The organism is Oleiphilus sp. HI0117 (assembly GCF_001635235.1).
Genome location: NZ_LWGA01000080.1, coordinates 1 through 12222, shown reverse-complemented (window position 1 = coordinate 12222; position 12222 = coordinate 1). Strand labels below are relative to the sequence as shown.

Here is a 12222-nt window from a genome sequence, read left to right as displayed (position 1 = left end):
TTTCTGCGGTAAATCGATTGCTACCGCTGGCGCGCAGTTCATTAGAGGTGTTCCTACCTTTGGGTTACCAAAAAGAATAAGCTCCGTCTCGGGCATAGCCAAATTAACGCTTTCCGCATTTTCCTTGTGATCAATTCTTGCAAACAAACTTAGACCTTTCGCCAGAATAATTGATTCAAATCGGTCGGCAGTTTTCTTCACTGTATACGGGCTTTCAAGTGATACCAGGCCTTCAGAAGCGATAGCACTGAATGAAGCCAAAAAGCCGCATAGGACCATCAACATTATACTTTTCATAATTTTTCCTTTTTATTATCTATGTACTTAAGCGACTCCTGGTTAATAGCATATAAGGTAGCACACTCAAGTTCGAGCACAAGCGGCTCAATCTGATAATTTTACTCGCTAGCCTTATTTGTACACTATACTGTTGTAGCATCAAATGCAGTTTCAAATTTGTTAATTCTCAGGTCCGTTTTAAACGAGGTATGGATGAGCAAGGACACAAAAATTGTCAGTAAAGTACTTGTACACGAGTTCGAAAAAACGTCATTGACCTTGTTAAAAGATGTTTGCATTGAAAATAATTTGGTTGGTTTAAGAGTCAAAACCGAGGACGACCATATCGGTCTCGAAGGGGCGTCGAGTGAGTTTGACGAAGTCCTGTCGTCAAATCTCGACCTGGGCAGTGTATTCCTGACCGAAGCGCCTGATAGTAGTGGCGTAAGTGGTTTAGATTTGTGCCTCCAGATTCACCGCAAACGTCCTGAACTACCGATATTTTTACGCAGAGTAACGCGTAAAGAACTTTCTCCTGAAGTCCTTCAAGCGATTGCTGGCAGCTATGAAAACAACAACATTGACCAACTTAACGGTTTGATCAACGAGTATATTTGTAGCATGTATTACCCTCTGGAGTTGGCCAAGGGCTTTCAGGAGATCTCTACTCAAGTATTTGAAAGCCTGATCCCCGGGGTAAAAGTTCATTGTGATTACCCCTACCTGGTAAAAGACCAATTAATCTATGGTGAATTGTTCACACTGATTCCTTTGGAAAGTGACTGGTGCCGTGGTTATATGATGCTGCAGACCACTGAAAAGGAAATCACTGATTTAATTCGCTCTGACGCAACTGCCATTCATTCAATGCGTCCGAATCGCAATGATATTAACTCGATTCTCAACGAAGCCACCAACCTGATTTGGGGTAAAGCACGCTCTTGCTACTTCTCTTCCGTTGAGAGTTTAGAAGGCAATCGTATTTATGTCCCAACGCTGGTAAACCACTCTCAAAAACATATGTCCTTTGGTTCAACCGAGCCTCAACTATGCTTTAAGTTTAAGCTGATCGACCCTAAATTCCGCTTTGATGAAATCACCATCTATCAACGCCTTATCTTCAACCTTAGCTGGTCACCTGAAAAGTTTACTGAAAACGATCAAATTGTAGAGCACCTGGTTGAAAATGGTGATTTGGAAATGTTTTAATCAAACAACAGAGGCCAAAATTGGATTACGAGTTTTTGTTTGATGAGAGTTCCCAGCCGCAAGCCCTATTTTCTAGCGGCCATGAAGCTATCGCTACTTACTTCAATATGGAGCTAAAGACTATCGTCGCAATTGACGAGGTTTAACAATAATAGACAAAGTGGAAAAAGGACAAATCACTCAATACCACTTTCAAGGCTCTGAATTTCAACTCAGGTTAGACAAAGTGGGAGCAGAAGTTCTTGCGAACGCTCTCGGTTATGAGGTCTACGAAGAGCTTCCTGAAAATACAGAATTATATGACCAGGAGCTCCAGGCAGAATGTGGTTTACTTGACTTCCAACAAGCCTTGCTAGAATGGCAGCGTTTTATTAAAAACAAAAGCCTGCCCTAGAACGATAGTTTCTTCTATCAGTTCATCACACCAAGCTTACGTTTTACATAGGTACCAGGGGCATCACATAAGACTTCAAGCTTTCCTGCTTCGGGCAAACGAGCTTCGATCTCTTCGCCTTTATAGGGCTGGAGCCAGTCGTTCCAATGTGTCCACCAACTGCCTTTATGGTGCTCACTCGCCGCGAGCCACTCATCCGCATCGTCAACAATATTCTCATTCGTCCAGTAAGAATACTTCTTCTTCGCTGGAGGGTTAACAATACCCGCTATATGACCGGACTCACCCAGCACAAAGGTTGCGTTGTCTTTGCAGATTTTGGCACCTTCATAGGTAACACGCCACTTGGCAATATGATCTTGATGGGTACTGATAAAATACAAAGGTACTTCTATTTTGGACAAGTCTATTTTGGTGCCATTGACCGCATAAGCACCTGGTTTAACCAAACGATTTTCCATATAGAATTTTCGCAGCATCTCGTTATGACAAGCACCGGTGATATTAGTACTATCGGAGTTCCAGTATAAAAGATCAAAAGGCGTCGGAGACTCACCCTTTAGATAGTTCTGGATATAGTAATTCCAATACAGAGAGTTCTCACGCAGTTTGCTGAATGAAACCGCCATCACTCTGCCATCGAAGTAGCCTTTTTGATTATTCTGATGTTCTATCGCTTTAATCGTATGGTCATCGATAAATACACCAATATCTCCCGGATCAGAGAAATCTGTCAAGGTCGTAAAAAGCGTTGCTGACTTAACACGAGGCTTTAGCTTACGCGCAGCCATATAGGCTAGCGTAGTCATTAATAAGGTGCCGCCAATACAATAGGCCGCCGCATTGATTTCACGGATCCCCGTTTGTTTTTCAACCACTTCTAGAGCATGTAATGCACCGTCGGTGACATAGCGGTCGAAACCGATATTCCGCTCTTTTTCAGTCGGGTTCAACCAAGACACCATAAAGACGGTCTGCCCCTGCTCTACCGCCCATCGCACGAGGGAATTCTTTTCTGATAAATCGAGAATATAGAATTTATTGACGAAAGGTGGAATGATCAGCAAAGGCGTCTCAGTGATTTTATCGGTAAGCGGAGAGTATTGAATCAACTCAAACAACTCGCAACGATAAACAACCTTTCCTTTGGTGGTCGCAATATTTTCACCTAGCTGAAAGGCCTCATCATCCGTCATGGTGATTTTTAAGGTATCAGCACTTTTTTCCAAGTCTTTTACAAAGCGCTCAAAGCCCTGCACCAGATTGGCACCGCGAGTTTTAATCGTAAGACTTAAAAGCTCTGGGTTTGTAGGAATGTAGTTTGAAGGTGATGCGGCATTAACGAGCTGCCTGACAAAAAACTCTGCTCTGCTACGCGTTTTATCATCAAGGCCTGGCATAGAATTAATGCTATCTAACCATGCACGACCGGTCACCAAATAAGCTTGCTTGATAAAGTTAAAATAAGCGTTTTCAACCCAGCCTTCATCACTAAATCGAAAATCTCCTTTTTCCGCCTCAACGACCGGCTCAACCTCTCGACCCGCAACCTGCGATAAAGCCGACTTAACGACACGAAAGTAATTCTTGCCCAAGTCTGCCGTTTGCTTTGTCGTTTCCCAAGGATGCTTTACAACCTCTTGGACATACTTTAGAAAAGACTCTGTAGCATCACTGGCAACAGCCTGCAAGCTACCATGCTCTTCATTCAATTGAGTTGAAAGGTAAGTTAAAGCGCGCTGGCTTTCTTCCATTGCCTTGGCACTCATTTTCCAATAGGGATTATCAAAAAGGTTTTTCGTCATAAGAGCGTGTTCCTAATTATTCTTATAGAACAGGCAGCCAAAAGGGCTAAATACCCAATCTAGAGGTATAGATAGCGGTATGGAGAAAGTGCCTGCGAAAAAAGTCATGAACGGCCAGAACTGCTAAGTAGTACTGGCCTTCATTGTCATACCACTACTTTGCTTTACTTGTCGCTTTAGCAGCTGGTTTTGCTTCAGTTTTGGGCTCTGAAGCCGACTTCATAATTTCTTCCAACTCTTCACGAAACTTACTTCCAGCATCGCTAAGTGCTTGAATATCAGTCATCATCTGCTCGTTTAGCTCGCCAAAAGCTTCCATCTGCTCTTTAAAGAAATCCTGTAAAGACTCAGGGTCCTTTACTTCGGTAAATGCTTTAAAACGGGCCGATGCAAAGTCTGAATATTTTTTCGCCGACTCCATTTGTGCTTTGAAGGTTTCCTGCATAGAGCTGGTCATTAACTCACCAACTTTACTCATAGGCGCCAGTGATTCCTTTGCTTTTTCGTTTAGATCTTTCAAAAAATCTGTATTCAATTCCCTATCCTCATCACTGGGTTTAACAAAACATATCCTTGGCATATTAAGACACTTTTATGTCAGAGATATTTCTATTCGATTGTAATACTAGAAAGGAATAATCCTCAATGACCCAAGTCATAAAAGCGTCCCTCTCTTTAACTATGAAGCAATTTCTGCACCGGGCAACTTTCGCCCACTTTTTCCCAAAGCCCCCATTGCTCGGGCACTATCGATCAACTCTTGCTGAAACCTGGGATGCGCCAGCTGTATTAGTAGCTCAGCCCTTTCACTTAAAGATTTACCCTTTAAATCTACACAGCCATTTTCCGTCACAATATAATGCGTATCCATACGGGTATCGGTCACAGCCCCACCCTCTATGCGTGGGACAATTCGACTCACCTGACCTTTTTTTGCTGTAGAATGAAGCGCGATAAAAGAACGGCCATTCTCGGCCATATAAGCCCCCTCACAAAATCCAACTGCCCTCCGGTGCCTGAAAACTGCTGACCATTCATATGCTCTGCATTCACCTGCCCCGTCAAATCAACTTCGATTGCAGCGTTTACAGAAACCATATTATTGTTCTTACTGATCACTGCCGGATTATTCACCCAGGAAGCAGGATAACCAACGATCGAAGGGTTATCATCCATAAAGTCATACATCGCTTTGTCACCCAAAGCTAAGGTAAACACGTGCTTGTGCTGCATCCAGGATTTTTTCTTACCGGTCAGAACTCCCCACTGAATCAACCTAACCATCGCGGGCGAAAACAACTCAGAGTGCAGGCCTAAATTTCGGTGGCTATCTAACATTCCGAGCACCGCATTTGGCACACCACCAACTCCCATCTGCAATGTATCTTCATCATGGATATGTTCTGCAATCTGACTGGCAATTATCTTGTCTATTGGACCAGGCTCAGATAATTGCGTTTCGCACAGAGCCTCATCATGTTCGACCAGTGCATCAATCTCGGAAATATGAATGGTACATTCACCAAACGTTTTAGGCATATTCGAGTTAACCTCAACCACCACTCGCCTGGCTTTACGAATGACACTCGCGCCATAGTCGGCATTAGTCCCCAGACTAAAATAACCGTGTTTATCCATACTTGAGACTGTCACCATAAAACAATCCGGTGATATATGGGCAGTCAGCAAACGTCCAACCTGATGAAAATTAGTCGGTACAAACTGCATCCATGCTTCATCTTTTGACTCAGCCAGCGCTTGTCGGTCTGAGGCGCTTAAGAATAATGGCCTGGGCGAGATCCTCCCCGACAAAGACGGTTTAAGAAGCGTATTACGTAGATGTTCTGAGCCGTGCATGTAATACAAATTAAACGGCGCAACTCGCTCTTGTTCAGCGCATTCACTTAGCCAGCTAAGAAGTAGACGCGGCATGGCAACACTCATTCCCAGTATCAGGTTTGATACGCCAAGCATCTGCCCGGAAAGCTGCTCCTTGGAAATTTTCTTCGATTGATAAACGGCTTCAAGCATCTTGCTACTCCCCTTAAGATTCTTTTACTGTAAACCCAGTTTGAACAAACATTCTTAAGGCGGCGTGTTAGTTTAGTGAATTATTTCTTACAGGTGTGATTTCAGCTGCTTATGTCTTTTAAAAACCTATAGCTTTTTTGAGCAACATCAGCTTCAATATTGCACCAAATTAACGACCCTTCTAGCGTGAACAGCCAAACTATGAAAGCCCTAAGCATAAGCTCTCCACCAAACCTGGATAGCCTTGAACTGATAGAACAAGATCAACCAGCCCCGTTACCAGGCCAGGTAGGAGTAAGAATACGCTCCATTGGTTTGAATCGAGGCGACCTTCTATTCTGTCAAAACCGCTACTTTATCAAGCCAAACCCAGGAAGCAGGTTAGGCTTCGAAGCCGCCGGGATTGTTGACGCATTACCAGCTGACGGTAAAAGTAACTTTAAGCTAGGTGACAAAGTGGCCCTATGCCCAATGAGCTTTGATGTTCATTCACAAGGCACACTGGCAGAATATGGAGCCTATAACGAAGCATCGCTCATACCGAGCCCTGACTCGGTACCCGATGAACACTGTGGCGCAATCTGGATGGCCTACTTCACTGCCTGGGGAGGCTTGATTGAAGCGGGAGGCCTCAAACCGGGTGAAAATGTCGTTATCACCGCAGCATCAAGTTCCGTGGGTATCGCGGCTACCCAAATCGCCAACATGATTGGCGCAAACCCCATAGCCACCACAACTAGTCAAGAAAAGGCAGAAATACTGAGCCAACTCGGCGCACCGCATGTCATCGTCCAAGACAGAGATGATGAAGCTAACCTCAAATATGCCGAAGAAGTGATGAGCATAACCCAGGGAAAAGGAAGCGACCTGGTATTTGATGCCGTGGCAGGCCCTGGCACACATGGCCTGGTAAAAGCCTCAACACGAGGCGGTAGAATTGTAATTCAGGGAATGCTCGACAGGCGGCCCATGGATATTCACGCAGGTGTATTGATGAAGCGCTTGTTGACGCTAAAAGGCTATACGGTCGACCAGACACTAGAACAGGAGCAACAGAAGCAAAGAGCCATTACTGCAATTCGTCGCGGATTTAGCGAAGGTCATCTACAAGCAGTTATTGCTCAATCCTTTAGTTTGTCCGATTATCAGTCAGCTTTTTCAACCTTGTCTCTTAATAAGCATATTGGGAAAATTATTATCACGCCCTAGTAAGGAATGCTTTATACTGCCAGATATATAGACGCAAATAATAAAGATAAACCGGAAGGCCAGAATAAAAAATGCCTCATTACCATCAACAACTGCAAAGCCATGCTTTAGCTGACCTGACGAATAGAGCAAAGAGCGGCATATTAACCTATTTTGGTGTTTGGGTAATTCTGGCTTTTACCTTCAACCTTGATCAAGTCAACCCCAGCTTTCTCTATCTAAACACGGGGCTAATCATATTATTTGCTGCCTTGCGAATTGCTCATCTATTAATACTTAACCGTAGCCCCTCACCTAACATTCCCGTCTTACATCAATGGCTTGTCATCACTATTCTTGGTGCAGCACTTCATTGGGGCTGCATGTCGGCCTGGGTTATCTATGATGACAGTTTAACAGTGATGCAAACCGCTATTTTAATTATTACCCCCGCCTTCACTGTCGGCGGTGCTAGTACACTGAGCATATCTTCGGAAATCCGGACTCTCTACCCTATCTTTATGCTTCTGCCCGTGATTGGCGCCTTGATTCATGATGGCAGTACCAGCAACTTAATGTATGCCTTGTTATGCAGTATCTGCCTGACTTACATATTCACCTCTTCCAAAGCGAGCCATAACGACTACTGGTCTGCGATTACCAATCACTTGGTTGCAGAAGAGAGGGCTGAGCTCATGGAACAATTAAGCACCACAGATCCGCTCACACAGCTAAAGAATCGAATGTTCTTTGATAAAGAATACAGTAAAGAGTGGAAACGCTGCTCGCGAATGTCCTGCCCATTAAGTCTCATTATGATTGACCTGGATTTCTTCAAAAACCTCAATGATAACTATGGTCACATGTTTGGCGATGACTGTTTGAAGAAAACAGCCAAAGCGATCAACGATGAGGTTGCCCGACCTTCTGACTGCGTCGCACGCTACGGCGGTGAAGAGTTTATCGTTTTGCTACCTAATACAAACAAAAATGGTGCCGAGAATATTGCCAAGCGCATGCTTAAGGCAGTATCAGACTTAGAGTTCGAAATAGATGGTCAAGTCATCAATATTACCTGCTCCATTGGTGGTGCAACCACGACACCAAATTTTCGTAATGACCGAAGCGAGTTAGTAAAAGAAGCGGATACTGCACTTTATTACGCAAAAGAGCATGGTAGAAACCAATATTATGCACTTTCCTGAAGTCAGCACACGCCAGCTTAATTTATAAGTAGTACCAATTAGATATAGACCTGGCAACAAATACTTTTCCCAACTAACCAGCTAAATTCATTCGAAAGAAAATATAGCCTCAGCCAAAAGCTTTTTTTACCCTTTTTTTTCCTATATTATGGCCGGTTAATTATAGTTAACACCCATTTTTTTAGATTTTTTTCTACGTATTTACATTAGGAGATTCCCCTTTGTCTGGACAAGCATCAACGCTAATCTCGAACGCACGCGCTGTCGTCAGCCACGCGCAGAATGCCCTCAACACTTCTCTAAGCCATATCAAGCACCTGTGCTTGAACGAAACGGGCCGCCTTTCCGGGCATAAATTAGACGAATACCAGGTTGTATCCTATGACCTCGCCTACGCTTCTGCTGAAATTGCAGCCGCTAGCTCAATCTGTGATTACGCTGAAAAAATCAGAGCCTCTAAAGGCGAACAAGAAGAACTCTACCTCGAAGAAACGATTGCATTGATGTTCTGTGCTGAAGCCGTACAAAGCACTAAAGCTCGTCTAGCCACCAAACCCAGAGAGTTTGGTTTGTCTAAAGAACAGTTTGCTGAAAGCTTTGACAACGATGCTGTTGTGGATTTCTGCGACACCTACCTGCAAACTGCTAAACTTGTTGAGCTTGGTAAAATCATGCTAGGTCAAGATGGCTGCACAACTGATCCTTTACTTGATGAAGATAAAGAAATCATGCGTGAATCATTCCAGCGCTTTGCAACAGACGTTGTCATGCCAAAAGCAGAGCATATTCATCGCGAAGATTTGATGGTTCCTGATGAAATTCTAAAGCCATTGGTTGAAATGGGCTGTTTCGGTTTGTCTATTCCAGAGCGCTACGACGGCTTACAGCCAGACGACCGTGAAGATAACATGGGCATGATCGTTGTAACTGAAGAACTGTCTCGTGGCTCTTTAGCCGCAGCAGGTAGTTTGATTACACGTCCTGAGATTCTTTCTAAAGCTCTCATGGCCGGTGGTACTGAAGAACAGAAACAATATTGGCTGCCAAAGCTAGCTTGGGCTGACCCATCCTGCGCAGTTGCCATTACCGAGCCAGATTTTGGTTCTGACGTTGCAGGCATGAAACTAAAAGCTGAAAAAGTTGACGGTGGTTGGGTACTTAACGGCGCGAAAACATGGTGTACTTTTGGCGGTAAAGCTGGCGTTTTGTTAACACTAGCGCGTACTAACCCTGATCCAGGCTTGGGCCACAAAGGCTTAAGCATGTTCCTAGTTGAAAAACCTTCTTTCGACGGCCATGATTTTGAATACGAGCAAGAAGGTGGCGGTAAGCTAAGCGGGAAAGCAATCCCAACAATCGGTTACCGAGGCATGCACTCTTTCGACGTATTCTTCGATAATGTCTTTGTTCCAGACAGCCACTTGTTAGGTGGTGAAGAAGGCCTGGGTAAAGGCTTCTATTACACGATGGCAGGTTTCTCTGGTGGACGTATCCAAACTGCTGCACGTGCAAATGGCCTCATGCAAGCCGCTTATGAGCGTGCGATCAGCTACTCACAAGAACGTAAAGTATTTGGCCAGCCTGTGGGTGAATACCAGCTTACCCTAAGCAAACTATCTCGCATGGCGACCTTGATGACCGCTTCGCGCCAGTTTACCTACGCCGTAGGCCGTTTGATGGATGAAGGCAAAGGCCAGATGGAAGCCAGCCTAGTGAAACTATTTGCTTGTAAGTCTTCTGAGTGGCTAACACGTGAGGCATTGCAGATTCACGGAGGTATGGGCTATGCAGAAGAATCAGCAGTGAGCCGTTACTGGATTGATGCCCGCGTACTCTCTATCTTTGAAGGTGCTGAAGAGACTCTTGCACTGAAAGTAATTGCCAGAACCCTAATCGAGAACGCAGCGTAGATTGCGATTTGATTCTCAGCCAGCCAAGCTGTTGTGCTGGCTAAGCAAACCCTAAAAGAGATCATTCAAAAACTTTCCTATTGAAAGACGCTTTGACCGATCTCTAATAAACATTGAACTAGCGACATGCAGTGTCGAGGACAGAGCCTCAAGTACTCTCGGAATCGACCCACATCGGAATGAAGTAACATGAGTGAGCAAAATAAAGCGCATCTGATCTACGATAAAGAAGATAAGCCGAGCAAAGACCGTCCGTGGATTTTCAGAACCTACGCCGGACACACCAATGTTTGGGCCTCCAATGAGCTTTACCGTAATAACCTGGCAAAAGGCCAGACGGGTTTAAGTATTGCAATGGATCTCCCCACGCAATGTGGTTACAGCTCCGATCATGATATTGCGAAACCCGAGATTGGCAAGGTCGGCGTGCCGATCAATTCACTCGATGACATGGCAGTACTATTCGATAACATTCCTTTAGAGGAAATGAACACCTCGATGACCATCAATGGTACATCCATGTGGTTATTATCTTTGTATGTTGCTTTAGCTGAAGAGCGTGGCATAGATATTAGCCAGCTTAAAGGCACGACTCAAAATGACTTGATCAAAGAGTACCTGGCACGTGGTACCTACATATTCCCACCAGAAGATTCTATTCGCATTATCGTCGACATGTATGAATACTGCTTGCACAACATTCCTTCATGGAATGCTTCAAACATTTGCTCATATCACCTTCAAGAAGCCGGCGCGACGCCTGTTCAAGAACTCGCTTTCGCTCTGACAACAGCAATTACAATTCTGGATGCAATCAAAGAACGTGACTGCTTCAATGAAGAAGAGTTTGAGCGTTGCGTTGGCCGAATTTCTTACTTTGTAAACGCTGGTATGCGCTTTGTAGAAGAGACCTGCAAAATGCGCGCATTTGGCGAAATGTGGGATGAGATCACCAGTGAACGTTACGGTGTTAAGAACCCTAAATACCGTCGCTTCCGTTACGGTGTTCAGGTTAACTCTTTGGGTTTGACTGAAGAACAGCCAGAAAACAATGCATGGCGTATTCTGATCGAAACATTAGGCGTGACACTTAGCCGTAACGCACGTTGTCGCGCACTTCAGCTACCTGCCTGGAACGAAGCTCTATCCCTTCCGCGCCCTTGGGATCAGCAGTGGTCACTGCGTCTTCAGCAAGTTATGGCTTATGAAACTGACTTGCTTGAGTACCCTGACCTATTCGAAGGCTCTAAGGTTATCGAATCAAAAGTAGCTGAGCTAAAAGAGCAAGCCTTTGCAGAAATTAATAAGATTCTAGATATGGGCGGTTGTGTTGAAGCTATCAAGACCGGTTATATGAAGTCTTCTCTTGTTTCTTCTCAAGGCGAGCGAATGAGCAAGCTGGCTCAAGGCGAGCAAGTTGTGGTCGGTAAGAACAAGTGGACAGACGGTATTGAATCACCACTCGTTGGAGACAGTGACGGCGGTATATTTATGGTCGACGCTGAAGCTGCTCAGAAAACCATTGATGCCTTAAACAATACACGAACCAGCCGCGATGCCGCCCGTGTAGAAGCTTCTCTAAAAGCCTTGGCTGAAGCCGCAAAAAATGGCGAAAATATGATGGCAGCCTCTATTGAATGTGCAAAAGCGCGCGTAACCACGGGCGAATGGTCAGATACCTTACGTGAAGCCTTTGGCGAGTTCCGTCCACCTACAGGTGTTGATGGTCAGGCTCTTACGATTGAGTCAGAAACTCTGGAACAAGTTCGTGCCAAGGTAGAACAGTTCATAGAAACTAATGGCTATCGCCCACGTATTGTCGTTGGTAAACCAGGCCTTGATGGTCACTCAAATGGCGCGGAAATGATCGCTGTCGCGGCGCGCCATGCTGGCTTCGATGTCATCTATTTCGGTATTCGACTAAGCGCTGCTGATATCGTTCAATCAGCATTAGAAGAGAATGTCGATGTAATCGGAATTTCTTTGCTATCAGGCTCACATAATGAAATTATCGATCAGCTATTCGATGAACTGGAAAGCAACAATGCTAAGGATGAAATTCCCGTCATACTTGGTGGAATTATTCCAACGCCTGACTTTGATTCTCTTCAAAACAAGGGTGTTAAGCGCATTTTCACGCCTAAGGATTTCGACCTAATGGCTGTGATGAACGAGATCATGGACGTCATTAATGCACAAAA

10 protein-coding genes and 1 pseudogene are annotated in these 12222 nt (G+C 44.6%); 7 read left to right on the top strand and 4 right to left on the bottom strand.

The genetic code is table 11. The features are described from left to right. Positions 1–297: DUF302 domain-containing protein (locus A3757_RS01210; RefSeq protein ID WP_068739022.1), on the bottom strand; the 297-nt coding region annotated here is incomplete at its 3' end. 195 nt (positions 298–492) lie between these two features. Between A3757_RS01210 and A3757_RS01205 the strand changes: the two genes are divergently transcribed. From A3757_RS01205 to A3757_RS01200, 3 genes are read left to right on the top strand one after another with little or no spacing between them, the layout of a single operon-like run. Continuing rightward, positions 493–1488, top strand: a complete 996-nt coding sequence (locus A3757_RS01205) for a chemotaxis protein CheX (RefSeq protein ID WP_068553928.1) — start codon at positions 493–495, stop codon at positions 1486–1488. A 20-nt stretch (positions 1489–1508) separates the two neighbouring features. Beyond that, positions 1509–1634, top strand: coding sequence for a YacL family protein (locus A3757_RS27850; protein ID WP_197469622.1), 126 nt, complete (start codon positions 1509–1511; stop codon positions 1632–1634). 14 nt (positions 1635–1648) lie between these two features. Then, complete coding sequence (locus tag A3757_RS01200) at positions 1649–1882, top strand: YacL family protein (protein WP_197469623.1); 234 nt, start codon at positions 1649–1651, stop codon at positions 1880–1882. Between the two features lie 17 nt (positions 1883–1899). Here A3757_RS01200 and phaC read toward each other — a convergent pair whose 3' ends face one another. The 3 genes and pseudogenes from phaC to A3757_RS01185 all read right to left on the bottom strand — a co-directional run bounded on the left by phaC (position 1900) and on the right by A3757_RS01185 (position 5415). Next, entirely contained in the window at positions 1900–3687 is a 1788-nt protein-coding gene (phaC, locus tag A3757_RS01195) for a class I poly(R)-hydroxyalkanoic acid synthase (protein ID WP_068739020.1), read from the bottom strand. A gap of 154 nt (positions 3688–3841) precedes the next feature. After that, complete coding sequence (locus tag A3757_RS01190) at positions 3842–4222, bottom strand: phasin family protein (protein ID WP_068511741.1); 381 nt, start codon at positions 4220–4222, stop codon at positions 3842–3844. A 144-nt stretch (positions 4223–4366) separates the two neighbouring features. Further along, positions 4367–5415: pseudogene (locus tag A3757_RS01185) on the bottom strand (acetyl-CoA hydrolase/transferase family protein). A 504-nt stretch (positions 5416–5919) separates the two neighbouring features. Here A3757_RS01185 and A3757_RS01180 point away from each other — a divergent pair. The 4 genes from A3757_RS01180 to A3757_RS01165 form a co-directional block, all read left to right on the top strand. Next, complete coding sequence (locus A3757_RS01180) at positions 5920–6927, top strand: zinc-dependent alcohol dehydrogenase family protein (RefSeq protein ID WP_068513777.1); 1008 nt, start codon at positions 5920–5922, stop codon at positions 6925–6927. 71 nt (positions 6928–6998) lie between these two features. After that, positions 6999–8111, top strand: coding sequence for a GGDEF domain-containing protein (locus A3757_RS01175; RefSeq protein WP_068513774.1), 1113 nt, complete (start codon positions 6999–7001; stop codon positions 8109–8111). A gap of 221 nt (positions 8112–8332) precedes the next feature. After that, a complete protein-coding gene (locus A3757_RS01170; RefSeq protein ID WP_197469631.1) occupies positions 8333–10021 on the top strand; it encodes an acyl-CoA dehydrogenase family protein in 1689 nt (562 codons plus the stop codon). Positions 10022–10210: 189 nt separating this feature from the next. Further along, the coding region (locus A3757_RS01165; RefSeq protein WP_068739018.1) for a protein meaA at positions 10211–12222 on the top strand (2012 nt) is incomplete at its 3' end.

Bases quoted from the DNA above. Each gene is read 5' to 3' on its own strand.
- A3757_RS01205 (WP_068553928.1), top strand. From the start codon at position 493: ATGAGCAAGGACACAAAAATTGTCAGTAAAGTACTTGTACACGAGTTC.
- A3757_RS01180 (WP_068513777.1), top strand. From the start codon at position 5,920: ATGAAAGCCCTAAGCATAAGCTCTCCACCAAACCTGGATAGCCTTGAA.
- A3757_RS01175 (WP_068513774.1), top strand. From the start codon at position 6,999: ATGCCTCATTACCATCAACAACTGCAAAGCCATGCTTTAGCTGACCTG.
- phaC (WP_068739020.1), bottom strand. From the start codon at position 3,687: ATGACGAAAAACCTTTTTGATAATCCCTATTGGAAAATGAGTGCCAAG.